Source organism: Streptomyces sp. NPDC024555, assembly GCF_055559335.1.
Genome location: NZ_JBVHKV010000020.1, coordinates 86,872 through 110,916, shown reverse-complemented (window position 1 = coordinate 110,916; position 24,045 = coordinate 86,872). Strand labels below are relative to the sequence as shown.

The 24,045-nt window shown below is 74.8% G+C and carries 19 protein-coding genes; 7 read left to right on the top strand and 12 right to left on the bottom strand.

The window, feature by feature from the left end; genetic code table 11:
* The 6 genes from ACZ4FH_RS29815 to ACZ4FH_RS29790 all read right to left on the bottom strand — a co-directional run bounded on the left by ACZ4FH_RS29815 (nucleotide 1) and on the right by ACZ4FH_RS29790 (nucleotide 7,948).
* Complete coding sequence (locus ACZ4FH_RS29815) at nucleotides 1–1,827, bottom strand: non-ribosomal peptide synthetase (protein WP_467308771.1); 1,827 nt, start codon at nucleotides 1,825–1,827, stop codon at nucleotides 1–3.
* Between the two features lie 7 nt (nucleotides 1,828–1,834).
* Entirely contained in the window at nucleotides 1,835–3,922 is a 2,088-nt protein-coding gene (locus ACZ4FH_RS29810) for a condensation domain-containing protein (RefSeq protein WP_467308770.1), read from the bottom strand.
* Entirely contained in the window at nucleotides 3,912–5,669 is a 1,758-nt protein-coding gene (locus tag ACZ4FH_RS29805) for a non-ribosomal peptide synthetase (RefSeq protein ID WP_467308769.1), read from the bottom strand. The genes ACZ4FH_RS29810 and ACZ4FH_RS29805 overlap by 11 nt, the downstream gene beginning before the upstream one ends.
* A gap of 1 nt (nucleotide 5,670) precedes the next feature.
* Nucleotides 5,671–5,934, bottom strand: a complete 264-nt coding sequence (locus ACZ4FH_RS29800; protein WP_467308827.1) for an MbtH family protein — start codon at nucleotides 5,932–5,934, stop codon at nucleotides 5,671–5,673.
* Between the two features lie 11 nt (nucleotides 5,935–5,945).
* Entirely contained in the window at nucleotides 5,946–6,713 is a 768-nt protein-coding gene (locus ACZ4FH_RS29795; protein WP_467308768.1) for a HalD/BesD family halogenase, read from the bottom strand.
* Nucleotides 6,714–6,865: 152 nt separating this feature from the next.
* Nucleotides 6,866–7,948, bottom strand: coding sequence for an ATP-grasp domain-containing protein (locus tag ACZ4FH_RS29790; RefSeq protein ID WP_467308767.1), 1,083 nt, complete (start codon nucleotides 7,946–7,948; stop codon nucleotides 6,866–6,868).
* Between the two features lie 202 nt (nucleotides 7,949–8,150).
* Between ACZ4FH_RS29790 and hppD the strand changes: the two genes are divergently transcribed.
* The 6 genes from hppD to vioD are packed head-to-tail and all read left to right on the top strand — an operon-like array spanning nucleotide 8,151 to nucleotide 19,331.
* A complete protein-coding gene (hppD, locus tag ACZ4FH_RS29785) occupies nucleotides 8,151–9,197 on the top strand; it encodes a 4-hydroxyphenylpyruvate dioxygenase (RefSeq protein WP_467308766.1) in 1,047 nt (348 codons plus the stop codon).
* A complete protein-coding gene (locus ACZ4FH_RS29780) occupies nucleotides 9,194–11,767 on the top strand; it encodes an aminotransferase class I/II-fold pyridoxal phosphate-dependent enzyme (protein WP_467308764.1) in 2,574 nt (857 codons plus the stop codon). Before hppD ends, ACZ4FH_RS29780 begins: the two co-directional genes overlap by 4 nt.
* Nucleotides 11,754–14,009 carry an amino acid adenylation domain-containing protein gene (locus ACZ4FH_RS29775; RefSeq protein WP_467308762.1) on the top strand — a complete coding sequence of 752 codons (2,256 nt, stop codon included), beginning with the start codon at nucleotides 11,754–11,756 and terminating at the stop codon, nucleotides 14,007–14,009. Before ACZ4FH_RS29780 ends, ACZ4FH_RS29775 begins: the two co-directional genes overlap by 14 nt.
* Nucleotides 14,010–14,060: 51 nt before the next feature.
* Nucleotides 14,061–17,159, top strand: coding sequence for an amino acid adenylation domain-containing protein (locus ACZ4FH_RS29770; protein ID WP_467308761.1), 3,099 nt, complete (start codon nucleotides 14,061–14,063; stop codon nucleotides 17,157–17,159).
* Between the two features lie 34 nt (nucleotides 17,160–17,193).
* A complete protein-coding gene (gntD, locus tag ACZ4FH_RS29765) occupies nucleotides 17,194–18,198 on the top strand; it encodes a guanitoxin biosynthesis L-enduracididine beta-hydroxylase GntD (protein WP_467308759.1) in 1,005 nt (334 codons plus the stop codon).
* Nucleotides 18,195–19,331 carry a capreomycidine synthase gene (gene vioD / locus ACZ4FH_RS29760; RefSeq protein ID WP_467308757.1) on the top strand — a complete coding sequence of 379 codons (1,137 nt, stop codon included), beginning with the start codon at nucleotides 18,195–18,197 and terminating at the stop codon, nucleotides 19,329–19,331. The genes gntD and vioD overlap by 4 nt, the downstream gene beginning before the upstream one ends.
* A gap of 102 nt (nucleotides 19,332–19,433) precedes the next feature.
* Here the strand turns inward: vioD and ACZ4FH_RS29755 are convergent, their stop codons facing one another.
* The 3 genes from ACZ4FH_RS29755 to ACZ4FH_RS29745 form a co-directional block, all read right to left on the bottom strand.
* Nucleotides 19,434–19,886: a GNAT family N-acetyltransferase gene (locus ACZ4FH_RS29755; protein WP_467308756.1), complete on the bottom strand. Its 453-nt coding sequence runs from the start codon at nucleotides 19,884–19,886 to the stop codon at nucleotides 19,434–19,436.
* Between the two features lie 80 nt (nucleotides 19,887–19,966).
* The gene (locus tag ACZ4FH_RS29750; RefSeq protein ID WP_467308754.1) at nucleotides 19,967–21,280 is read right to left on the bottom strand and encodes an MFS transporter; all 1,314 of its coding nucleotides are present in this window, start codon (nucleotides 21,278–21,280) and stop codon (nucleotides 19,967–19,969) included.
* Nucleotides 21,277–21,882 carry an ArsR/SmtB family transcription factor gene (locus ACZ4FH_RS29745; protein ID WP_467308753.1) on the bottom strand — a complete coding sequence of 202 codons (606 nt, stop codon included), beginning with the start codon at nucleotides 21,880–21,882 and terminating at the stop codon, nucleotides 21,277–21,279. Before ACZ4FH_RS29745 ends, ACZ4FH_RS29750 begins: the two co-directional genes overlap by 4 nt.
* A gap of 199 nt (nucleotides 21,883–22,081) precedes the next feature.
* Between ACZ4FH_RS29745 and ACZ4FH_RS29740 the strand changes: the two genes are divergently transcribed.
* Nucleotides 22,082–22,627, top strand: a complete 546-nt coding sequence (locus ACZ4FH_RS29740; RefSeq protein ID WP_467308752.1) for a hypothetical protein — start codon at nucleotides 22,082–22,084, stop codon at nucleotides 22,625–22,627.
* Nucleotides 22,628–22,674: 47 nt separating this feature from the next.
* On the opposite strand, the gene ACZ4FH_RS29735 is transcribed toward ACZ4FH_RS29740, so the two are convergent.
* The 3 genes from ACZ4FH_RS29735 to ACZ4FH_RS29725 form a co-directional block, all read right to left on the bottom strand.
* Nucleotides 22,675–23,034 (bottom strand): hypothetical protein, encoded by a 360-nt coding sequence (locus tag ACZ4FH_RS29735; RefSeq protein ID WP_467308751.1) that lies wholly within the window; start codon nucleotides 23,032–23,034, stop codon nucleotides 22,675–22,677.
* 139 nt (nucleotides 23,035–23,173) lie between these two features.
* A complete protein-coding gene (locus ACZ4FH_RS29730) occupies nucleotides 23,174–23,479 on the bottom strand; it encodes a winged helix-turn-helix domain-containing protein (protein WP_467308750.1) in 306 nt (101 codons plus the stop codon).
* Nucleotides 23,476–23,937, bottom strand: a complete 462-nt coding sequence (locus tag ACZ4FH_RS29725) for a hypothetical protein (protein ID WP_467308748.1) — start codon at nucleotides 23,935–23,937, stop codon at nucleotides 23,476–23,478. The genes ACZ4FH_RS29730 and ACZ4FH_RS29725 overlap by 4 nt, the downstream gene beginning before the upstream one ends.
* Nucleotides 23,938–24,045: the final 108 nt, after the last annotated feature.

The window sequence follows — 24,045 nt, the reverse complement described above, 5'->3', positions numbered from 1 at the left end:
TCAGCCCTCCGTGCCCGCGCCGGCGCGGCTCTCCAGCAGCGCGGAGAGTTCGGCGACGGTGGGGCCGCGGAAGAAGTCCCGCGGCCGGACGCCGTGTCCGGCCTCGGCGAGCACGGCCAGCAGGTCCACGGTGCGCAGGGAGTCTCCGCCGAGCCGGAAGAAGTCGTCGTCGACGCCGACCCGGTCGATGCCGAGGACATCGGCGAAGGCACCGGCCAGCGTGGACTGCAGCGCGTTCTCCGGTGCCCGGAACTCGCCGACGTCCAGGGCGTCCCGGCTGGCCCACGGGGCGTCCAGGGCGCCGCGGTCGAACTTGCCGTTGCGGTCCAGCGGCATCGTGTCGAGGATCTCGACCACTCCGGGGACCAGGTGCGGCGGCAGCCGGTCGCCGAGCCACTGGCGGACGCCGCCGGGTGTGACCGTCCGGCCGGGTGTCGCGGAGACGTAGCCCACCAGGCGGTTCCCGCCGGGGGCGGGGACGGCCAGGGCCACTCCGGCGGCGATGTCGGGGTGCTGGTTGAGGCAGGTCTCGATCTCTCCCAGTTCGACGCGGAAGCCGCGGATCTTCACCTGGCGGTCCGCGCGGCCGTGGAAGGTGAACTCCCCGTCGGGGCGGCGGGCGGAGAGGTCGCCGGTGCGGTAGACGCGCTCCCCGGTGCCGGCGGGGTCGGGCACGAAGCGCAGGGCGGTCCGGCCGGGTGCGCCGAAGTAGCCGCGGGCCAGTCCGGCGCCGGAGAGGCAGAGTTCGCCGGTCCCGCCGTCCTCGACGGCTTCCAGACCGGGGCCCAGCACCCGCATGCCCATGCCGGTGAGCGGGGTGCCGAGCGGGACGGCGTCGTGGTCGGCGTGGGGGTCCACGGTGTGCAGGGAGGCGAAGACGGTGGTCTCGGTGGGGCCGTAGGCGGCCAGGACGCGGGTACGGGCCGCGATCGCCCGCACGTGCTGCGGGGACAGCACGTCGCCGCCGGTGAGGATCGTGCCGGCCATGGCCAGGCCCTCGGGGTCGTGGTCGGCCATGGCGTGGAACAGTCCGGTGGTCAGGAACAGCCAGTCGGGGCGCCGCTCGCGCAGATGGCCGCCGAGGCGTTCCACGGTGACCGGGCCGGACGGCACCACGTCGACGGTGGCGCCGCGGCACAGGGTCACCCAGATCTCGAAGACCGAGGCGTCGAAGGCGGTCGGCGCGAGGTGGGCGACGCGCTGCCCCGGACGGACGGCCAGCCGTGCGTCGTCGCCGGCCAGGGCCAGCACGTCCGCGTGGGTGACGGCCACGCCCTTGGGTTCGCCGGTGGAGCCGGAGGTGAACACCAGGTACATCAGCTGTCCGCCGTGGCCGGCCCGGTGGGCGGCCGGTGCGGCGGGCGCGTGGCCGCGGACCGGGACGACGGGCACGCCCCGGTCCGGGAAGGCGCCGGTGTCGGGGCCGGCCGTCACGACGGCGGAGAGACCGGCCCCGGACGCGATGCGCTCCAGCGCCTCCGCCGGGTAGGACGGGTCGAGCGGCACATAGGCCGCCTGAGCCTTCAGCGCGGCGAGGGCGGCGATCACGAAGTCGGCGCCGCGCGAGCAGTGCACGCCGACCCGTTCCTCCCGGCCGATGCCGGTTCTGAGCAGGGCGGCGGCCAGGGCGTCGGCCGCCGCGTCGAGTTCGGCGTAGGTGACCGGTCCTCCGTCGTACAGGGCCACCGCACCGGGGGTGCGTGCCGCACGGAGCGCCACGGCACCGTGCACGGTGCCGGCCTGCGCCGGGGTGACGGTCCGTGAGCCGCCGTCCGGGGTCGGCAGGGCGGCGGGGAGAGGGGAGACGGCGGTCGTCAAGGGCGTCATTTCTCGATCACGCTCCGATTCGTCCGGTTGTGGTGTGCCAGTGTTCGAGGGCGATCTGGGCGAGGATGTCCGCGACGCGGCGCGCGGGCGGCGCGAGCTGCCGGTCCCTGCCCACCAGATGGATGTAGAGGCGGTCGGTCAGCGGGCGCCAGCTGGCCGACGCGGGGTTCCCGCCGGTCATCAGCACGTGCAGCGGGCCGCCGTGGTGGACGGGCCGGTGTCCGGCGCACACCGTGTGGTTCTCGGTGAACCGGCTCAGTCCGTCGGCCAGCGAGGCCGGGGTGGGCGCTCCGTCGCCGAGGGCGTCCGCGAGCATGCGCAGCAGGGCGGTCTCGTCCTGTTCGGCCAGATCGCGGGCGGTCCAGGGCGGCGGGGCGCCGAGTTCGGCGGCGTACCGGCGCAGCAGTGTCTCCCGGCCGGGGGCGGGGGGCTGGAAGGGTTCGGTGTCGATGACGGCCACCGGTGCGAGTTCCCGGGTGCCGGAGGCGGCCAGCCGGGCCATCTCCTGGGCGACGAGACCCGCGCATCCCCGGCCGGCGAACAGGGTCGCCGCCGTGAGGACGGAGCGGGGCAGGGAGCGCAGCGACTCGGCGGCGAGCCGGGTCACGTCCCGGCCCGGGGGCCCGGCGAGCCGCAGTTCCATCACCTGGAACTCCGGGGGGAGTTGGGCGGCGAGCGAGTCACCGGCGTCCGGTGATCCGTCGAGGCCGGGTGCGATCACGACGGTGGGCGCGCCGGTACGGATGCGGGCGAGCGCGGTCCGCACGGCGGGGGCGGGTCCGGGGGCGCGGCGTCGGCCGAAGGCGGCGCCGGTGAGGATGTCGAGGGGGGTGTCGGGCTGCCGGGTGACGTCCTCGGCGAGCCGTGTGTACGCGTCGGCCATCGCGGTCACCGTGGCGGTGTCCAGGGCGGCGGGGTCGTAACACCAGGCGAGGCGGAGGCCGTCGTCGTCGGCGGTGGCCCGCATCCACAGGTCGTACGGGGCGGGGGCGTCGTCGAGGGGGACGGGCTCGGCGTCCAGGCCGCGGAAGCCGGGCGGGCGGTGCAGCGGGTAGCGCATGCTGAAGGCGGCCGGTGCGCGGTGCCCGCCGGTGCCGAGGGCGAGCCGGTAGGGCAGTTCCTGGTGGGCGAAGTCCTGTTTGGCCGCCTCGTTGGCGGCGAGGGCGGCGGCGGCGAATCCGGTGCCGGGGGTGAGCGGGAAGGGCACGGGGAGCATGCCGTTGAGGCGTCCGACGGTGTCCTGGAGTCCGGGCAGGAGCCGGGTGCCGGCCGCGGGGACGCCGACGATCGTGCGGTCGGTGCCGAGTTGCGTGCCGGTGGTCCAGGCGAGGAGCACCAGGAGGTTCAGCCAGTCGGCGGTGCCGAGTGCCTTGCCGAGTGCGGTGAAGGCGTCCGCGACGGGGCGGGCGATGCGGCGTTCGACGACGGCGCTGCGGCCGGGTGCTCCGGCGTCGGCGGGGGCGGGCACGGGGAACGCGAGGCCGGTGGGGGCCCCGTCGAGGCGCTGCCGCCAGTGGGCGGTGTGGGCGTCCCACCGGCCCTCGGCCTGCCGCCGTCCGAGCATCCGGACGGCCTCGCGGATGCCGTTGGGTGCCGGGCCGGGCGGCGGGCCGCCGGTCTCGGCGGTGTAGGCCTCGCCCAGTTCCCGCAGCAGGATCTGCCAGGACCATTCGTCGACCCACAGCGGATGGGCGGCGAGCAGCAGCAGATGCTCCCCGGCCGACTGGCGGACCAGGGCGGCGCGCAGTCCCGGTTCGGCGTCCGGCCCGGCGGTGGCGACCAGGGTGCGGGCGGCGTCGGCGAGCCGTCCCGGGTCCACCGGGCCGGAGCGGACGAGGGCGGTGCGGGGTGTGTGCGACAGGGCCAGTTCGGGGCGGCCCCGGCCGGAGACGCGCACGGTGCAGCGCAGCCCCTCGTGGCGCGCCACGAGCAGGTCGAGCGCCCGTTCGAGGGCGGTTTCGTCGAGCGGCCCGGTCAGCCGGAGCCCGACGGTGGAGAGGTCGCCGACGGCGGCGCCCCACATCTCCTCCTGGGCGGCGGTGAGCGGCGGGAGGCCGGGGGCCGCCGTGACCGTACGGAGGTCCTCAGCGGTCATGGCCGGCTCCCACGGTCTCCAGGGCGGCGGCCAGGGAGTGGGCGACACCGGCGACGGTGGAGTCCGCGATGAAGTCGCCCACGGGCAGTTCCACACCGAAGATCCCGGGCGCGGTGGTCAGCATCCTGATGGCTTCCAGGCTGTTGCCGCCGAGTCCGAAGTAGTCGTCGTCGGGTGCGGAGGGCTCGCGGCCCAGGGCGGGGGCGAACAGTTCGCGGGCGACCCGCTGTTCCAGTTCGCTGAAGCCGCCGCCGGCCCCGGTGCCGTCCTCCGGCCGGGTCTCGGAGAGCCGTTCGGTGAGGGCCTGCCGGTCGACCTTGTCGGTGAGCGTACGGGGCATGGCGTCCAGGACCAGGATGCGTTCGGGCACCATCCAGGTCGGGAACCAGGCGGCGAGGGCCCGTCTGACCGCGTCCGCCGAGACGTCCCGGCCGGTGACGACGGCGGCCAGCAGCTCCCGGCCGTCGACCCGGAAGACGTCCACGAGGGCCTGGCGGACCGCCGGGTCGCGGCGCAGGACGTTCTCGATCTCGCCGGGCTCGATGCGCACCCCGTTGACCTTGATCTGCCGGTCGCGGCGGGACAGGTAGAGCAGGGTGCCGTCCGCCTCCCTGCGGACCATGTCGCCGGTGCGGTACATCCGTCCGCCGGGTTCGCGGGAGGCGGGGTCGGGGACGAAGACGAGGGCGGTGGCGGAGGGCGCGCCCCGGTAGCCGCGGCCCACGACGGGCCCGCCGACGCACAGTTCGCCGGCCGCGCCCGCGGGGGCGGGGTCGAGCCGGCCGTCGAGGACCCGCACGTCGGCCTCGCCGATCCCGTGGCCGAGCGGCACCCGGGGCGCGCCGGCCGTGCCGTCGGGGCCGGGGAGGCAGGCGGTCGCGGCGACGGTGGCCTCGGTGGGTCCGTAGCCGTGCCAGAAGGCCAGACGGCGGCTCCACCGGTCGGCGAGCGCGCCGGAGCAGGGCTCGCCGCCGGAGAAGACGAGGCGCAGTCCGGGGACGTCCTCGGGGTCCATCAGTTCCAGGACGCTGGGCGGGATGTCGGCGACGGTGACGCCGTGGTCCCGGATCATCCGGGTGAGGGAGAGGACGTCGGCGCGCTCCTCGCGTCCCGCGACGACCAGTTCGGCACCGGCGGCCAGGGCGGTGAAGACCTCGAAGACGGAGGTGTCGAACGCGAACGAGGAGAACTGGAGCACCCGGTCGTCCGGGGTGATCTCGAAGAGGTCGCGGATCGAGGTGACGAAGGAGGCGACCGAGCCCTGCTCGATCATGACGCCCTTGGGCTCTCCGGTGCTGCCCGAGGTGTGCAGCACGTAGAGCAGTTGCCGCGGGTGGGCGGCGCGCGGTGCGAAGGCGGGGGCGGTCCCCGGTGGCGGGACGTGGACCGGGGCCGCGCCGTCCAGCGTCTCGCGGACGCCCGCGCGGTCCAGCGCGGTGTCGCCGCGCTCGCGGGAGGCCGGGTCGACGGGGACGTACGCGGCGCCCGCGAGGAGCACGGCCAGGACCGCGACGACGGTCCCGGCCGTGCGCTCGGCCAGGACGCCGACCCGGTCCTCGGGGCCGATGCCCCGGGCCGTCAGGCGCTGGGCCCCGGCCTGTGCCGAGGCCCAGAGGTCCCGGTAGGTGAGGACGGTGCCGTACCGGTCCCGTACCGCGACCCGGTCGGGGTGGGCGGCCAGGCCGCTCCGCAGGAGGCCGGGCAGGTCACGGTCGCCGGCCGCGGCCGGGTCCTGGTTCGTGGTCATGTCAGCCGCCGTTCTCCGCGGACTCCAGCCAGCGGCGGACGCTGGCCGGCCGCATGTCGGTCCAGACCCGGTCGATGTGGGCGAGGCAGTCGCCGCGCAGTCCCCGGAATCCGGCGGGCTCCCAGCCCGCCGGTATCTCCCGGCCCTCCGGCCAGATCGAGTACTGCTCCTCGTCGTTGCGCACGACGTCGAAGGAGAGGTCGTCGCGGTCGAAGACGCTGACGTCGAACTGCTCCTGGCCGGACTGTTCCTGACCGGCCGTCATGGACGTGGTCATCAGGCCTCCCCGGCGTCGTCGCCGAACATGGCGGACATGGTCTCGTGGCTCTGCTCCCGGTCGAGGTCGGCGAGGCCGCCCCAGCAGGTGTTGAGGATGGTGCGGGTGACGTCCCGGGTGAGCGGGGTGGTGCGGTGCAGGGTCGTGTCGCTGCGCAGGAGGTAGATGTCGCCGGTGCGGAAGGTCCAGGTCTTCGGCTCGGTGGCGGCGAGCCACTTCTCGACCTGCGGGTCCTGCTTGTTCCAGTGGCTGTGGGGCACGGTCTGGAGGGCTCCGCCGGCCTCGTGCTCCGGGACGTCGAACAGCCAGATGAGGGTGAACGGGAAGTCGCCCCAGTGCCAGCCGTGGGTGTCGCCGGCACGGTGCTGGCGGGTGATGACGTACTGCTCGTCGTCCCACGGGCAGTCGATGACCTCCTCGCCGGCGATCCGGCCGAGGAACTCCTTGAGCGCCGGGGAGCGGTAGATCTCGGGGATCAGCGTGGCCCCCCGGTGGATGCTTCCGCGGTTGACGGTGCTCATCGCCCGCAGGGTGTTGCCGGTCGCCGGGATCTCGATGTCGATGCGGCGGGCCGCGGAGACCAGCTCGTCGACCTCGGCACTCAGGGACTGGAACAGGTCGTCCGGCACCAGGCCGGTCAGAAGGGCGAAGCCGTCCTCGGCGAACGACCGGGTCAGCTCGGCGGTCTTCGCGGGGCTGAAGCGCTGCGCGAGGTGCGCGCCGATCCGGGCGTCGAGGGAGACGGTTTCAAGGGTCTCGGAGGTCACTGCGGTTCTCCAATCGGGAGGACCTGTGCGGTCCGTGGGCGGTGAAGGGTGGAACGGTGGTGGTCGGTGGGGCGCGGGCCCGGGGGGGGCCGGCCGGTGCGCTGCGGGCCGGAGCCGTGGGCGCCGGCCGGTGCGGGGCGCGGCCCGGTCGGTCAGACCCGGGCGAGGGCCGACGCGCCGGCGGTCGTGGGCGGGGCGGCGCCCGCGGCGGTCGCCGCGTCGCCCAGGAGCCGGGTGGCGAAGCCGGGCAGCAGGCCCAGTTCGTGGAGTCCGCCGATCCGGTCGGCGAGCTCCTCCGGGGTGTCGCCGGCCACGGTGAGCCGGCTGGTGGCGTAGACGCCGAGTTCCCGCACGATCAGCTGGGGCCCCGGGTTCGGGACCTCGACCACATGTCTGAGGGCGGGCAGCGCCCCGGGCGGCGCGGGTGCGTCGTACCAGGAGAAGACGGGTTCGGCGGCGGCCAGCGCGGCCATCCGCAGGGTGCCGGACACCCGGGGGTTGATCTCCAGGACGTGCGGTTCGCCGTCGTCCCCGACGAGGTACTCCACTTCGAGGAAGCCGTCGGCCCCCAGGTCCCGGGCGAGACGGGCGGCGGTGCCGGTCAGGTGCCGGGCGAGGCCGGGTCCGACGGCGGTCGGCCCGCACAGCCGGGTGCGCCGCCACGGCGGCACCAGCTCCCTGCTGGTGGGGCCCTTCCACACGGGGGGCAGGGCGGTGACGCCGCCCGGCCCGGCGAAGACGTTGACGGAGTACTCGACGCCCTCGCGGTACAGCTCCCCGTACTCGTCGTCGGCCGGCCGCTCGGTGGTGAGCCCGAGGCGGATGCCCTGGCTCTGGGTGCCCGTACGCCGTTTCCAGACCGCCTCGGTCTCGGCGGCCGGCCAGCCCGGAACGCTGTGGCCGGGGGCGCTCCAGGCGGGTGTGGCCACCTCGTTGCGGTGCAGGAACGCCTTCATCTCGACCTTGTCGAGGGCCAGGGCGACCGCGTCGGCCGACTGGCAGCGGACGGCACGGCCGGCCCGCCGCAGCTCCGCGGCCCAGCGGACGTCCCTCGCCAGCGTGTCGTGGTCGGAGACGAACACGAGCCCGGCCCCGTCCGGGACGTCCCGGACCGTGTCGAAGCCGGCGTCCTTCCCGGCCACGACGAGCCGCGGGGCGGTGAGGTCCGCCGCGCAGAAGTGGGGCAGCCAGGCCGCCACACTCTCACCAGAGATCACATAGACCTGGGACTGCATCCGGTCATCCCCGTTCTGCGGTGCCGGCGTGCCGGAACGCCGGGTGCTGCGCGGCGGTGAGGGCCGCCGCCTGACAGAACGGAGCCTGGACAAGGCGTCTACGACTGATCTATCGCGGCCGCGGCCCGTCGTAGAACGCGCATAGAGACCCTCCCGAAGCTCGTGCCCGCAGCAAGCCGCCGCTGACGTTCCAGGAGCTGAGATGAGCGTCGACTCGATCGCCTATGCCGAGCTGTACGTCCAGGACCACGCAGAAACCGTTGCCTACTTCACCTCCGCGATGGACTTCACGCCCACTGCGGCCGCCTTCGCCGAGCCTGGCCGCGCCGCCCGTACGTCGACCCTGCTCACCAGCGGGTCGGCCCGGCTGGTGATCACCTCCCCCAGCCATCCCGCGGACCATGTCGCCGCCCATCTGGCCCGTCACGGCGAGGGGGTCGCGGACATCGCCTTCGGCTGCGCCGATGTGACGGCCGCGCACCGGCGCGCGGTCGCGGCCGGTGCGACGTCGCTGTTCCCGCCGTCCCGCTCGGGCGGTTTCGCCCGGGTCGGCGGGTTCGGCTGCGTGCGCCACACCCTGGTGGCCTCCGCCGCCGGCGCCATGCCGCCCGGTGTCTGGACCGCTCTCCCGTCGGACGGGGAACGCGGCAGGGTGCGGGCCCTGGACCATGTGGCGGTCTGCCTCGACGCGGGGACCATCCGGACCACCGCCGACTTCTACGACCGGGCGTTCGGCCTGGAGCGGTTCTTCTCCGAGTACATCGAGGTCGGTGACCAGGCCATGGAGTCCGTGGTGGTCCGCGATCCGGCGGGCGCCGTCACGTTCACGCTGCTCCAGCCCGACACCTCGCGGGCCGCCGGCCAGATCGACGCGTTCCTCACGGCGAACGGCGGTCCCGGCGTCCAGCACCTGGCGTTCCTCGTGGACGACGTGGTCGCCTCGGTCCGCTCCTTCACCGGCCGCGGCACCCACTTCCTGACCACACCGGACCCCTATTACGACCGCATCGCCGAACAGAAGGCCGCGCCCGAGGCGCTGATCGAGGACCTCCGCTCCACGCACGTCCTGATCGACCAGGACGAATGGGGCCACCTCCTGCAGATCTTCACCCGCTCCCCGCACCGCGACGGCGGTCTGTTCTACGAGCTGATCCAGCGCGAGCAGGCCCGCGGTTTCGGCGGCGGCAACATCCGGGCCCTGTACGAGGCCGTCCTGCGCGCCCAGCCGGCCCTGGCGGAGAGCCGGTGACCAGCGCGACGCAGCCCGCGGCCGCACCCTCCCCGGCCGGGGCACCGCCCCCGGCCGCCGTGCGGCCCAGGACCGCGGCCGGGTACCGCGAGGCCGCCCGCGCGGTCCTTCCGGCCGACGTCTGGGACTTCCTCGAAGGCGGGGCGGACGAGGAGGAGACGCTGCGGAGCAACACCGAGGCGTTCCACCGGGTCCGTCTGCGCCCCCGGATGCTCACCGGAACCACCGTCTGCGACACCTCGGTGACGGTGCTCGGGCAGAGCTGGCCGGTCCCCGTCGGGGTGGCCCCCACGGCCCACCACGCCCTGTTCCACGAGGCGGGCGAGAGCGCCGTCGTCTCCGGCGCGGCCTCGCTCGGGCTGCCGGTCGTCGTCAGCAGCCTGGCCGGGGCGGCCCTGGAGGAACTGCGCGCGCTGACCGCCGCGCCCCTGTGGTTCCAGCTGTATCCGCTGCGCGACCCCCGAGACACCGAGGCGCTGGTGCGCCGCGCGGAGTCGGCGGGGTGCGACGCCCTGGTCGTCACCGTGGACGCGCCCCGGCTGGGCCGCCGTCACCGGGACCTGGCCAACGGCTTCCGGGTGCCCCCGCACATCCGCCCGGCCAATCTGCCGGGGAGCCCGGACACCTCCGACCCCGCCGGGCACGCCCTGACCGCGTTCCGCCCCGGGGCCGACTGGTCGCTGCTGCGGGAGCTGCGCCGGCTGACCGTGCTGCCGCTCGTCGTCAAGGGCGTACTGACCGCCGAGGACACCGAACTGGCGGCCCGTCACGGCGCCGACGCGATCGTGGTCTCCAACCACGGCGGCCGGCAGCTCGACGGGGCGCCCGCCACGCTCGACGTCCTGCCCGAGGTCGTCGACGCGGCGGCCGGCCGGTTCCCGGTGCTCCTCGACGGCGGCGTCCGCCGGGGACGGGACGTCGCCGCCGCGCTCGCCCTGGGCGCGGACGCCGTCCTGGTGGGCCGCCCGGTCCTCGAAGCGCTGGCCGTGGGCGGACGGGAAGGCGTACGGGACCTGCTGACGCTGCTCTCCGAGGAGTTCGAGAACACCCTGTTCCTGTCCGGCCGCCCCCGGGCCGCCGCCCTCACCCCGGACCTGCTGGCACCCCCGTACCGCCCGGTCCGGCAGCCGGCGGGCCCCGCAGTTCCGGCTTCCGCTTCCGCCCCGGTCCCGGTCCCGGCTCCGGCCCCGGTCTCCGGGGGCGAGAAGGTGATCGACGCGGGGGACCTCCACCGCAGCCTGGGCGATCCGGTGCTGCGCACGATGACCTTCCTGAACGAGATCACCCAACGCCACCCGGACGCCGTCTCCTTCGCCCCCGGGCGTCCCCGTACCGAACTCCTCGACACCGGTCAGGTCCTCGACGACATCCGCCGCTATCTGGACGACGTCGAACGGCAGCACGGCCCGGAGCACCGGCGGCGCACCCTCCTCCAGTACGGTCCCAGCTCCGGTTTCATCCGCGAGCACATCGCGCGGATGCTCGCCGTGGAGGAGGGGCTGACCGTCGACCCGGACTCGGTGGTGGTGACGGTCGGCTGCCAGGAGGCCCTGTTCCTCACCCTGCGCGCCCTGTTCGCCTCGCCCCGGGACGTCCTGCTGCTCCCCGAGCCCTGCTACGTCGGGGCGACCGGCGCGGCCCGGCTGCTCGATCTGAACGTGGCCGCCGTCCCCGACGGCCCCCCGGAGGGCCTCGCCGCACGCGTCGCCGCCGTGGCCGCGGCCCAACGGGACCGGGGCATGCGCCCGGTGGCCTGCTACGTGGTGCCCGACGCCGCCAACCCGCAGGGCACCACCCTCGGCCTGGGCACCCGGCGGCAGTTGCTGGACACCGCCGCGGAACACGATCTGCTCCTCCTGGAGGACACCCCCTACCGGCCCTTCACCCTGAGCGACCACGTGCCGACGCTCAAGGCCCTGGACCGCGACCGCCGTGTCGTCCGGCTCGGCACCTTCGCCAAGTCCGCGTTCCCCGGCGCCCGTCTGGGCTACGCCGTCGCCGACCAGCGGGTGGACGACGGCACCGGCGGCCATCCGCTGGCCGACGACCTGGCGGCCGTCAAGAGCATGATCACCGTCAACTCGTCCGCGCTCAGCCAGGCCGCGGTGGGCGGTCTGCTGCTGCGGACCGGCCATGACCTCCACACCGCCAACGCCCGCAGCCGGAGCAGCTATCACGCCGCGCTGCGCCGCGCCCTGGAGACCCTGGAACGGCTCTTCCCCGCCGGGCACCGGGAGGCGTGCGGGGTGTCCTGGAACCGGCCCGACGGGGGGTTCTTCCTCACCCTCACCGTGCCGTTCGCCGCGGACGACGCCCTGCTGGAGCTGTCCGCCGAGCAGTACGGAGTGATCTGGACGCCCATGCGGTACTTCGCCGTCGATCCGTCCGCCCCCGGCACGCTCCCGGTGCGGGACCGCACCCTGCGGCTGTCGTGCAGCGCCCTGGAACCCGAGCAGGTCGAGGAGGGGCTGGAACGTCTCGCCCGGCTGATCGGCGATCGGACGGCCGGGCGGTCCCGGGTTCCGGACCGGGTCCGGGTGACGGGAGGAGCCGCCCGTGCCCACCGCTGACCCGCAGCCCCCGCCGCTCCTGCCGGACCTGGTTGCCGCCTGGGGGGAACGCGCCCCCGGCGCCCACGCCGTACGGATGGGGGACGACGTGCTCGGCTACGCCGCTCTGGACGGGCTCGCCCGGCGGGTGGCGGCCGGTCTGCTCGCCCTCGGCGTCCGTCCGGAGGACCGGGTGGCCGTGCTGGCCGAGCGCGGTGTGCTCACCCCCGCCCTGTTCCTGGGCCTGTGGCGGGCCGGCTGCGTCCTGGTCCCCCTCTCCCCGTCGCACCCCGCCGAACGCACCCGCCGGGTGCTGGCCGACAGCGCTCCCCGGCTCCTGGTCGCGGAGCACGCGCCGGAGCAGGCCGGGGCCCTGCCCGTGGTCACGCCCGCGGAGCTGCTGCGCGCGGATCCGCCCGCGGGCGACCTGCCCCGGCTCCATCCGGACCAGCTCGCCTATCTCCTCTACACCTCCGGATCGACCGGCAGCCCCAAGGGGGTGGCGGTCGCGCACCGTTCGCTGGCCCACTGTCTGACCGCCGCGGCCGCCGACACCGGCATCGGCCCCGGCGACCGGCTGCTGGCGGTGACCGGGTGGACGTTCGACATCGCCTTCCTGGAGACCTTCCTGCCGCTGGTGTCGGGTGCGGAGACCGTCCTGGCCGACTCCGGCACCGCTGCGGACGGCCGCCGTCTGGCCGCGCTCCTGGACTCCGCGCGCCCCACGTTCCTGCACGCCACCCCCGCGCTGTGGGAGATGCTGTTCCTGGCGCGCTGGGCGGGCGATCCGCTGATGCACGCGCTGTGCGGCGGCGATGTCGTCGCTCCCCGGCTGGCCGCCCGGCTGACCGCGTGCACCGCGTCGGTCCGGCACCTCTACGGCCCCACCGAGACGACCATGTTCGTCCTGTCCCGGACGCTGACCACCGGACCGCAGCCGTCGGTCCTGTCCGCCGGCACGCCCCTTCCCGGCGTGACCGCGACCGTCGCCGGCGGGGACACCGGTGAGGTCCCGCAAGGAGTGACCGGGGAACTGTGGGTGGGCGGCACAGCCGTGTCACGGGGCTACTTCGGCCGGCCCTCCGCCACCGCCGCCCGTTTCGTGCCCGACCCGCGCGCCCCGGGCGGACGGCTCTACCGCACCGGCGACCTGGCCCGACGGCGGCCCGACGGCGACATCGAACTGCACGGCCGCCGGGACGTTCAGGTCAAGATCCGCGGGCACCGCATCGAGCCCGGCGAGGTCGAGCACGTCCTCACCCGGCACCCGGGCCTCTCCGCCGCCTGTGTGGTGCCGGTCGACGCCCGGGGGGAGACCGTGGCCCTGACCGCCTTCCTGTGCGTCCGGTCCGCGCAGGATCCCTCCCGGCTGATCGCCGAGGTCCGGGAGCGGGCCTCGGCCTGTCTGCCCGAGGTGATGCGCCCCGCCGATTACGCCGTCCTGCCCGGACTCCCGCTCACCGTCAACGGGAAGGTCGACCGCGCGCTGCTGCGGAGCCTGGCCGCCACCCGGCGGCCCTCCCCGGCCGCGCCCGCGACCGGCCCCGGCACCGTACCGGCCCCGGTTCTGCTGCCGGAGCGGACCCGTCTCGTGCGGGAGGGCCACGCCGGTCTGCCGGCCGCCGTCTTCCTGGCGGACGGCCCCGAGGAGGAGCGGGACCTGCGTGACTGGATCGCGTCCGTCGAACCCGGACGGGCCGTCTGGCTGGCCGGAACGTACGGGGCGGGCGCGGCCGGGAGCGACGAACGGTACGAGGCGACCGCGGCCGGGAGCCCCGAACCCTACGGGGCGGGCGCGGCCGAGGACTTCGAACGGTACGGGGCGACCACGGCCCGAAACCCCGAACCGAACGGGGCGAGTGCAGCCCGGGACCTCGGACCGAACGGGGCGAGTGCAGCCCGGGACCTCGGACCGAACGGGGCGACCGCAGCCCGGGACCCCGAACCGTCGGGGCCGTCCGGTCCGTTCGTTCTGGCCGGGCTGCGCGGCGGAGCCGCCGAGGCCCTGCGGATCGCCGGGCGGGCCTACACCCACCACGGACAGCGGCTGCCGGTGGTGGCCGTCGACCCCACCGGGCACGGGGCCGCCGCGCCCCCGCCCGGTCTCGTCCACCGGATCCACCTCGCCGGTCCCGGCGACACCCCGGCGGTGCTCCCCGCCGCCCGGCCTCGGCGGACGCTGACGCTCCGCCACGACGGGACCGGCCGTCCGTCCGCCGACACCGCCCGCCGTCTCGCCGCCCTGGTCTCCGCCCTCGGCTGACCGCCCCGCCCCGCCCGCTGTCGGACCCGCCCCGGAAAGGAGGCCGCCTCCATGCCCACCGTCCTCGCGCCCGTGCATCTGGAACTGCCTACCGACCGCTCCCCGCTCGACCCCTTCCGGCCGGGGCGGTGGACGGTGCCACTGCCCTGGCCGGCCGCACCGCATCCGGACGGTGTGCCGGCACCGGCCGCGACCGCCCTGCTGACCGCGCTGCTGAGTGAACTGACCGGCGCGGACACGTTCCTGCTCACCGGCCCCCGCCCGACGGACCCCGGCAGGCCCGCGACGCTGCACCGCTTCCGGGCGCCCCGGGGCGAACGCCTCTCCGGTCTGACCGCGCGGGCCGAACAGTCCCTGCGCGAACCGGTGCCCGGCCTCCTCGCGGACGGCCCGGGGAACCCGCTCGGAGACCGGCCCGCCGGAACGGCCGTGGCCGGCGTGGCGTGCGGGGCCGGCGCGGATCCGCTCGCGGAGGCGGATCTCGGACTCCTCGCCCAGGACGGCCGCTGGGTTCTCTTCGCCTCCGCCGACCTGTGGAACCGGGACACCGCCCGCCGGTTCGCCGCCCGGCTCACCGACCTGCACGACGCCCTCGCCGAACCGCACGGCGACGGGCCCGCCTCCTGGCGGTCGGTGGCCTCGCTGGTCGCGGCCGTCGCGGCGCGCACCCCGTACGCCCCCGCCGCCGAACAGGACGGGAGGGTCCTCACGTACGGCGAACTGCGCGCCCGTTCCTCGTCGCTGGCCGGGCGGCTGCGGGCGGCGGGCGTGGGGCCGGAGTCCCTGGTCGCCCTGCGCCTCGCCCCCTCGCCCGATCTGCTGGTCGCGCTGCTCGGGGTGCTGGAGGCGGGGGCCGCGTTCATGCCCCTGGACCCGCGCAGCCCCCGGGACCGCACCCAGGCCGTGCTGGACGCCTCCGGGGCCCGGGTCCTGCTGTCCGACGACGGCCAGGACACCGCGGAGGAGCCGGTGTTCACCGGTCTGCGCCTGCCGGTGGACGCCGGTGTGCCCGGTGGTGCGCCCGCCGCTCCGCGTACCGTCCACCCGGGCCAGCTGGCGTGTGTCTTCCACACCTCCGGCACGACCGGCGGCCCCAAGGGCGTGATGTTCACCCAGCGCGAGCTGGCCGGATTCGCGCTCGCCATGGCGGAGGCGTTCCGGCTGGGCCCCGACGACCGGATCCTCCAGCTCGCCCCGGCCGGGTTCGACGTGCTGCTCGAAGAGGTCCTGCCGGTCCTGGTGACGGGCGGCACCGTGGTCCTGTCCGGCACGCCGGTGCTGGAGAGCGGCGCCGACCTCGCCGACCATGTGGAGCGCCACCGGGTGACCGGCTTCGAACTGACCGCCCCCTACTGGCAGGAGTGGGTGGCCACCCTGACCCGCGAAGGCCGCCGGGTTCCCTCCTGCGTGCGCTTCGTCGCCATGGGCGGCGAGCGCGTCCTGCCCCAGCACGTCACCGCCTGGCGGAGCTTCGGCGTTCCGCTCGTCCATGTGTACGGGCTCACCGAGGCCACCTGCACCACCACCACGTACCGTCTCGAACCGGACGCCTCCCCGGACGTCCCGACTCCTCCGCTCGGCGCGCCGCTCCCCGGTCTCGCGGTCCACGTCCTGGACGCCGGTGCCCGTCCCGTCGCCCCGGGCGCCACCGGCGAGCTGTACGTCCAGGGCGGGCTGGCCCGCGGCTACCTCGGCCGCCCCGGCGCCACCGCCGCACGGTTCGTGCCCTCCCCGTACGGTCCTCCGGGCTCCCGCTGCTACCGCACCGGGGACCTGGTCCGCACCACGGGCGACCGGGTCCTCGAATACCGGGGCCGCACCGACCAGCAGGTGAAGATCCGCGGCTTCCGCATCGAACTCGCCGAGGTGCAGGCGGGCCTGGCCCGCCATCCCGCCGTCGGCCAGTGCGTCGTCGTCGTACGCGAGGACCGGCCCGGCGACAAGCGGCTCGTCGCCTATCTGGTCACGGCCGACGGTGTGCCGGTGCCCGACGCGCGCGAACTGCGTGCCCACGCCGCGGGCGTGCTGCCCGACTACATGGTGCCCTCCGCGTTCGTGGTGCTGCCCGCGCTCCCTCTCACCGTCAACGGCAAGTTCGACCGCGCCGCCCTTCCCGCGCCGGGTGCCGCCCGTGCCGGGACCCCGCCGCCGCCCGAGCCGGCGTCCGGCCAGGAGCGGGCGGTGGCCGCGCTCCTCGCGGACGTCCTCGGTGTCGACGCGGTCGGTCCGGACGACGACTTCTTCGACCTGGGCGGCCACTCCCTGCTCGCCATCCGGCTCCTGGCCCGGATCCGCGCCGACTTCGGCACCGACCTCGCCCTGCGCGGCTTCTTCCAGGACCCCACCGCCCGGGGCCTGGCCCAGAGCCTCGCCCTCGGGCAGTCCCGCGACGACGACTTCGGTGTGCTCCTGCCCCTGCGCCCCGCCGGAACGGACACCCCGCTGTTCTGCGTCCACCCGGTCACCGGGCTCGGCTGGTGCTACGCGGGGCTCGCCCGCCACCTCGATCCGGCCACGCCGCTGTACGCGCTCCAGGCCCGCGGCATCACCGCGCCCGGCCGTCAGCCCCTCGATCTCGACGAACTCGTCGACGACTACCTCGCCGAGATCCGCGCCGTGCAGCCCCACGGCCCCTACCGGCTGCTCGGCTGGTCCCTGGGCGGCAACATCGCCCACGCCACGGCCGTACGGCTGCGCCGCACCGGCGAACAGGTCGAACTCCTGGCCCTGCTGGACTCCTTCCCGGCCCACACCTGGGACAGCACCGCGGCCCCCGGGGCCCGCGAACAGGACGACGACCTCTACGACACCGTCCTCGCCGAGTTCGGCGTCGACCCGCGGTCCGGCGACACCGCCCCGGCCACCGGTGTGGACCCGGACGTGATCGCCGCCCTGGCCACGACGGCGGAACGCAACGTCCGCCTCGTGCGCCAGGCCCGGCCCCACCGGTTCGACGGGCCGGTCCTCCTGTTCACCGCCACACGGAGCGACTGGCAGGGGCTGCGCAGCCCCGCCCTGTGGGACGGCCTGCTCCGCGGCCCCGTCACCGTGCACCGGGTCGACTGCACGCACGAGGACATGACGGGCCCGGCCCCCCTCGCCCTGGTCGGCGAGGTGCTCCGCGGCCACCCGGCCGCGCAGACCCCCTGAAGGCCCGGAACGGACACGAGAAAGGCTCGCCCCCATGCTCACCCAAGCCCCACAGGCCGTCGTGCCCGCCCCCGGGCGCACCAGAACGCTCGAACTGCGTGACGGCGAGGCCACCGCGGTCCACGCCCTCGCGGAGCGCACGGCCCGCGTGCACCGGTCCGTCGACGACCCGGTCTTCCTCCGCGAGGTCAATGTCATCGCGCACGAACTCCCCCGGCGTCTGAGGTCCTTCCTCAACCAGGCGCGCCTCGACGACACCGGGCACGCGGTGGTGGTCTCCGGCCACCACGTCGACCATGCCGCGATCGGCCCCACCCCCGCCCACTGGAGCGAGACCGACACGCCCCGTACGCGTACCCACGCCTTCCTGCTGATGCTGGAGGCCGCGCTGCTCGGCGACGTCATCGGCTGGGCCACGCAGCAGGACGGACGGCTCGTCACCGATGTCCTGCCCACCCCCGGGCAGGAGGACAGCCAGATCAGCTCCAGCAGCCACGCCGCGCTCGGCTGGCACACGGAGGACGCCTTCTCGCCCTCGCGCGGCGACCGCATCGGGCTCTACTGCCTCCGCAATCCCGACGCCACCCCCACCACGGTCTCCTACCCAGCGCCCGAGGCGGTCGACGGAAGGGTGCGCGACATCCTGCGCCAGCCGCGCTTCGTCATCGAACCCGACCCCTCGCACGGCCTGCGCGGCCGGGCCCCCGCGCCCTCCCCGGTGGCCCTGCTCACCGGCCCCTGGGACGCGCCCGTGCTGCGCATCGACCGCGATTTCACCTCCGCCCTCCCCGGCGACGACGAGGCCGCCGCCGCCCTGCGGGAGCTGATCGCGCACCTGGACGCCAATCTGTACGAGCTTCCGCTCCGGCCGGGTGACGTCTGCTTCGTCGACAACCGGAACGTGGTCCACGGCCGTTCCCCCTTCCGGCCCCGTTACGACGGCACGGACCGCTGGCTCAAGCGCGTCAACCTGGTGGCGGACCTGCGGCGGACCCGGCCCGAACGCTCCAGCTCCACGACCCGGACGGTGGGACGATGAAGAACGCCCTGGGAGCGATCGCCCCCGCCCTGCTGGAGGACTGGTTCCGCGACCGCTACTTCGCCGCCACCACGGACATCTCCAGTTCGGGTGTGGAGAACTGGACGCTGGGGCAGCTCCGCGCGCTGCTGGACATCCCCACCGCCGACCTGGACGCCATCGCGTTCCGGGACAGCCCCTCCTGCGGCCACGAGGAGCTGACCTCCGCGATCCGGGACCGCTACCCGGCCCTTCCGGGGCACCGGATCATGGTCACGCACGGATCCAGCGAAGCCCTCTTCCTCGCCCTGGCGGCGCTGTTGCGCCCCGGCGACGAGGTCGTCGTCCCCGCCCCCGCCTACCAGTCCCTGGTCTCCACGGTGGAGGCCCTGGGTGCCCGCCCCGTGCCGTGGGAGCTGTCCCCGGACCACGGATTCGTCCCCGACCTGGACCGGCTGGCCCGCCTCCTGGGCCCCCGGACCCGGCTCGTCGTCGCCAACTTCCCGCACAATCCGACCGGGGCCACGCTCACCCGGTCCGCGTACGACGACTTCCTCGGCCTGATGGCCGGTCACCCCGCCCATCTCCTCTGGGACGGGGCGCTGGCCGAGCTGGGCCACGACGGCGAGCGGCTGCCCGACCCCGCCGGGATCCTCGAACGCTGTGTGTCCACGGGCACCTACTCCAAGGCCTTCGGCCTCCCCGGGCTGCGCATCGGCTGGTGCGCGGCCCCGGCCGCCACCGTCCGCGACATGGTCCGGCTGCGCGACTACACCACGCTCAACTCCTCCCCCGTCAACGAGTTCCTGGCCGCGCGGGTGATGCGCCACGCCGACACGGTCCTGGCCCCCCGGCTGCGCACCGTGCGCAGGAACCGCGAGCTGCTCATGGCGTGGGCCCGGGAGCACCCCCGGCTCGTCGACTGCCCGCCGCCCGCCGGCGGTGTCACCGCCTTCCCGGCGATCCGGACGGTGACCGACACCCGCGCCCTGTGCGAGCACCTCGCCGCCGAGCGCGGCGTCCTCGCCGTCCCGGGCGACTGCTTCGGCCACCCCGACCGCGTCCGCATCGGCTTCGGCGGCCCCACCGACGAATTGACCACCGGACTCGACGCCCTCACCACCGCCCTCACGGACCTGCTCGCCGCCGCCTGAACCGCCCTCGGCCGCCGTCCCCGGGCCGGGGTCGACGGCCGGGGTCGGCGGCCGGGGTCGGCGGCCGGGGTCGGCGGCCGGGGTCGGCGGCCGGGTGTGCCGTCAGAGCCTCAGCTCCCCCACGATCTGCCCCTGGAGCGCGCCCACCGGCCGGAATCCCAGCCGCCGGTAGAACCCCTCCGGACCGTCGTCGCCGGGGAGCCACAGGACGGTGATGCGGTCCCGTCCCCGCCGCCGGGCCTCCTCGCACACGGCCTCGACCGCGAACCGGCCGCATCCCGATCCCTGCGCCCCGTCGGCGATGTTGAGCCGCCATATCCCGCACCGGAACGCGTCGACCGGGCTGTCCGGGCTGAAGCTCGCCATGACGAACCCGACGAGTTCCCTCCCCCGGAAGACCAGCCGGGGCCAGGCCGCCTCCCCGTGCACATAGGCGTCGGCGAGCGACCGCACGACGGGTGCGACCAGGTGTTCCTGGCCGTCCGTCACCTTCATCGCACAGGCGGCGTCGACGGTGTGGGGGGTGACCTTCTCCAGGCGCAGTGGTGAATTCATGCCGGCGAGCGTAGGAGCGCCTTCTCTCGGGGCTCTATGCCGCCGCTGCCGGGAGCGGACGAACGGGTGCGGTCGCGTGGTCAGTGACGGGGCAGGGCCGGTTCGCCGTCGGTGGCCTGCGGAGGTACGGGGTCGGCCGCCGCACGGCGTGACGTCGGCAGGTCCCGGGCGCGCCGGACCGGCGAGAAGAACAGGATCAGCGCGGCGAGCGGCACCCCCGCCGTCGTGACGGCCATGGCGGTGCGGAGGCCGAGCGTGGTGCCGAGCACACCGCCGAGCAGTGCTCCGAGGGGGATCGTTCCGTAGCTGAGGAAGGCGGTGCTCGCGGTGAGGCGGCCGAGGAGGTCCGGCGGACAGTAGCGCTGCTGGAAGCTCGCCTTGGTGATGTTGCCGGCGACGACGCCCGCGACGACGCTGAAGCCACCGACGACGAAGAGCAGGGTGCCGGGGCCTTCGGTGGTGAGCGGGATGAGCAGGCCGAGCGTCGGGAGCACCAGCTCGAAGAGGAGTGTGGCCCGCGCCGTGCCGATCCGGTCCGCGACCGCGCGTGCGGCACAGGCCCCGGCCACGCCTCCGGCGCTGGTCGCGGCGACGAGTGCGCCGACCGCCCCGGGCGTCAGGCCGACGGTCCGGACGAGAAAGACGACCTGGATCGACTGGTAGCCCATGAGAGCCAGGTTGGAGGCGGCTCCGAAGAGGGTGAACGTGCGGAACCAGGGGTCGCCGGCGATCAGCCGCAGGCCCTCGCGGACGTCGTCGGCCAGTGAGGCGGACCGGCGTCCGGCCGCGGTGGCGCGCGGCTCGCGGTGCCGGATGCCCGCGAGGCACAGGAGGGAGACGAGGAAGGTGGCGGCGTTGGCGAACATCCCGTTCACCGCGCCCGCCAGCTGGGCGATCAGGCCGCCGGAGCCGAGTCCGGCGATCTGCGCGGCGGAGGCGCTGCCGTGCAGTTTGGCGTTGCCTTCGGGCTGGTCGCGGGCCTCCAGGATGCTGGGGAGGTAGGCGCTGTAGGCGGTCTGGAAGAACACCGCCGCCGTGCCCGCCAGCAGCGCGACGGCGAGCAGCAGTCCGATGCTCAGCCGGCCGGACCACGCGGTGACCGGGAGGGCGGCGAAGAGGACGAGGGAGACCGCGGCGGAGGCGAGCATGACGGGTCTGCGCGGCAGCCGGTCCACCCAGGCGCCGGCCGGGAGGCCGATGATCAGCCAGGGGGCCCAGGCGGCGGCGCTCAGCAGGCCGACCTCGAACGTGCCGGCGTGCAGGGTGGAGACGGCGGCCAGCGGCATCGCCACCCCGGTGACGGACGCGCCGAATTTGCCGGCCGTCTCACCGCACCACAGCAGACGGAAGTCACGGTGGCGGCGGAGGAGGCCGCCGCGCGGTCCGTGGCTCATGCGGAGCCACGTTCCCTGCGGGGGAAGGACTGGAGCTGCACCACGACGGGGAGCGCGTCCGGGTCGGGCTCGGCGTCCGGGGCGGGCGTGTGACGGACGACGACGGCCATCAGCTCCGCGTTGAGCGCCTCCAGCTGCCGCGGGGTCATCCGCAGGTCGCTCCAGTCCGAGACGGTGCCGGCGTTGCGCCAGGTGTCGTCCCAGTCCTCGGCGACGTAGTTCACGACCCGGCTGAAGTGGTGCTGGAGCAGTTCGTGGAGGTAGACCGACAGCGCGCCCCGGGTATCGGGATCGTCGCGGAAGTCGGCGGTGTTCAGCTCGTTCGAGACGTCGACCCTCTTCCACCAGCGCTCGCGTTTCGTTCCCCGTCCGGTCTCCTCCTCGATGAAGCCGTGCTCGGCGAGGTGGCGCAGGTGCCAGCTGATGGTGCCGGTGTTCTCCCCGAGGCGTTCGGCGAGCCGGGTGGCGGTGGCGGGACCGTCCAGGCTGAGCAGTTCGAAGATGTTCATCCTCAGCGGGTGGGCCAGCCCCCGCAGGCTTCGCGCGTCGAGGCGCCGGGTGGGCTTGGCGGACGGTGGCGTGCGTGCGGGTTCGTCGGACATACCGACACCCTAAGATGCAGAGACTCCTCTGCATAGGAATCTCTGCAGAGAAATCTCTGCATGATGTCCGCGCGACCGCACCGCCGCCCGTGCAGCCGCCCGGCGCCGGGCGGCGGTACTCCGTACCGAAGGTGGGTAGAGGGCTGTCGGCCGCGGAGCACGGTGCCTGCGGTTCCGGAGGACCGCCCGAGGGGGAACCGTGGCGCTGTCGGACCAATTGCCCGCACTGATCGGTGTGGTCGTCGGGTCTCTCGGCTCGTACGCGACGCAGAGTCTGACCGAGCGCCGCAAGTGGCGGCGTCAGCGGGACGAGCGGTGGGACGAGAAGCGCTTCGAGACGTACGGCCGGTACGCCAATGCCCTCAAGGCGCAGTTGCGCATCGCTCAGCGCATCGGTGCCGCGGTCGGCTTCTCCGACGTGGCCGATCCGCTGGAGCCGGCGGAGGGTCTGCCGCTGCTCGCCGAGGCGGAGTCGCAGCGGGCGACGGAGTGGGAGTCCGTCCTGCTCGTCGGCGACGCGGCCACCATCGCGGCCGCGCGCCGCTGGCACGAGTCGGTCTGGACGGTCGAACTCCTCATACGGGAGGGGCCGGTCGACGCGGGGATGTGGACCAGGGCCCACCAGCTGGCGAGCGCGGCGCGCGACGGCTTCTATCTGAGCGCGCGGAAGGACCTCGGCATCAACGGGGCTCCGCCGCCCTCGGGGCAGTGGCCGCGGCAGTGGCGGGCCGAGCTGTCGGGGTGAACGCGTCCCGGCGGCCGGCCCGCGGGCGGGATCTGCGCGTCAGCGGGTCACCAGGCCGCCACGACGCGGTAGCTCCGCTTGGCCTCGGGGAGGTTGCTCTGGGCCAGGGTGCCGCTGGCCCAGGCGCCGCCGGTGCAGTCGGCGCCGGCGTAGAGGAGCACGGACGCCGCGCCGTTGGCGATCTGGATCGAGCGGACGGGCTGCGCCGTGGTGTGGCAGGTGCCGAGGTCGTCGAGGTCGGGGTGGAGAGCGGTGCCGGTTCCGTTGGTGCCCGTGTAGAGGGAGGCACCGGGCTGGAGTGCCGGCCAGGTCGCGGCGTCCGCCGTGCCGGCGCCGAGGGCGGCCAGCGCGGCGGTCATGGTCACCGTTGCGGCGAGGGTGCGGAACGTGGTGGTGGGGGTGGGCATGCGGACCGCCTTCCGGGTACGGGTGCGGGCTGTGCCGGTGGGCACAGGGGGCCGGCGAATTCGGCCGCCGCCGATCATTGCACGCTCAACCATTTTTGGGCAGACCGCTTCCACGTGCGGGAATGCCGTTCCCGGACGGTCACTTGCCCTGCGGATGCTCCGTCAGAGGGCTGCCGACGATGCTTCGGAGGGTGTCGACGTACGCGGTGAAGGCCCGGCGGCCCTCGGGGCTGAGCTTGAGCCAGGTGCGGGGGCGTTTGCCCACGTATCCCTTGCGGATCTCGACGTAGCCGGCCTTCTCCAGGGCGGCGGCGTGCTTGGACAGGACCGAGTCGCTGATCTCCAGACTGTCGCGGACGAAGCCGAACTCGGCCTCGGTCGCGGCGGCGAGCAGGGAGACGATCTGGAGGCGGGCGGGGGCGTGGATCACCGGATCGAGGTTCACCGGACCACCGCCCCTGCCGCGTGGGCGGCGACCTGGTCCTCGGCCCAGCGGGTGGTGGCGGCCGCGTAGAGGGCGGCGACGACGCCCGCGACGGCCTTCTGCCAGACCTCGGAACCGGTGAGCGTGCCGACGGCGGGCGGAACGATCCCCCAGACCACGCAGATCGAGGCCATCCACAGAAGCATCCGGACCCCGGCGCCCACGGTCCAGGTGCGGGCCCGCCATCTGACGCGGGTTCTGGCGGCGAGCGTGCCGGTGAGCACGGCCAGGCCCACGACCGCCGCCGAGGTGAGCACCGCCTGGGCCGTGCCGTCCTGGTCCGAGGCGATCCCCGCCGTCGTCCCGAGCACGATGACACCCGGCAGGTACCAGAGCGGAAGCCGCTGGCCGGCATAGGCCTTGCGCTGGACCCGGTCGATCTCGGCCAGCGCGTCGGCGGCGTTCGGAGGCGTGTCCATCAGTCGCACCTGCTTCCTCGTGAAGTACTTGACGCTATGGAAAGTACCCACTCTCTTTCCATAGCGTCAAGTACTTTCCCTCAGCGAGGACGAGGAGCCGGCGAACAC

Bases quoted from the DNA above. Each gene is read 5' to 3' on its own strand.
- ACZ4FH_RS29815 (WP_467308771.1), bottom strand. From the start codon at position 1,827: ATGACGCCCTTGACGACCGCCGTCTCCCCTCTCCCCGCCGCCCTGCCG.
- ACZ4FH_RS29810 (WP_467308770.1), bottom strand. From the start codon at position 3,922: ATGACCGCTGAGGACCTCCGTACGGTCACGGCGGCCCCCGGCCTCCCG.
- ACZ4FH_RS29805 (WP_467308769.1), bottom strand. From the start codon at position 5,669: ATGACCACGAACCAGGACCCGGCCGCGGCCGGCGACCGTGACCTGCCC.
- ACZ4FH_RS29800 (WP_467308827.1), bottom strand. From the start codon at position 5,934: ATGACGGCCGGTCAGGAACAGTCCGGCCAGGAGCAGTTCGACGTCAGC.
- ACZ4FH_RS29790 (WP_467308767.1), bottom strand. From the start codon at position 7,948: ATGCAGTCCCAGGTCTATGTGATCTCTGGTGAGAGTGTGGCGGCCTGG.
- hppD (WP_467308766.1), top strand. From the start codon at position 8,151: ATGAGCGTCGACTCGATCGCCTATGCCGAGCTGTACGTCCAGGACCAC.
- ACZ4FH_RS29770 (WP_467308761.1), top strand. From the start codon at position 14,061: ATGCCCACCGTCCTCGCGCCCGTGCATCTGGAACTGCCTACCGACCGC.
- gntD (WP_467308759.1), top strand. From the start codon at position 17,194: ATGCTCACCCAAGCCCCACAGGCCGTCGTGCCCGCCCCCGGGCGCACC.
- vioD (WP_467308757.1), top strand. From the start codon at position 18,195: ATGAAGAACGCCCTGGGAGCGATCGCCCCCGCCCTGCTGGAGGACTGG.
- ACZ4FH_RS29755 (WP_467308756.1), bottom strand. From the start codon at position 19,886: ATGAATTCACCACTGCGCCTGGAGAAGGTCACCCCCCACACCGTCGAC.
- ACZ4FH_RS29750 (WP_467308754.1), bottom strand. From the start codon at position 21,280: ATGAGCCACGGACCGCGCGGCGGCCTCCTCCGCCGCCACCGTGACTTC.
- ACZ4FH_RS29745 (WP_467308753.1), bottom strand. From the start codon at position 21,882: ATGTCCGACGAACCCGCACGCACGCCACCGTCCGCCAAGCCCACCCGG.
- ACZ4FH_RS29735 (WP_467308751.1), bottom strand. From the start codon at position 23,034: ATGCCCACCCCCACCACCACGTTCCGCACCCTCGCCGCAACGGTGACC.
- ACZ4FH_RS29725 (WP_467308748.1), bottom strand. From the start codon at position 23,937: ATGGACACGCCTCCGAACGCCGCCGACGCGCTGGCCGAGATCGACCGG.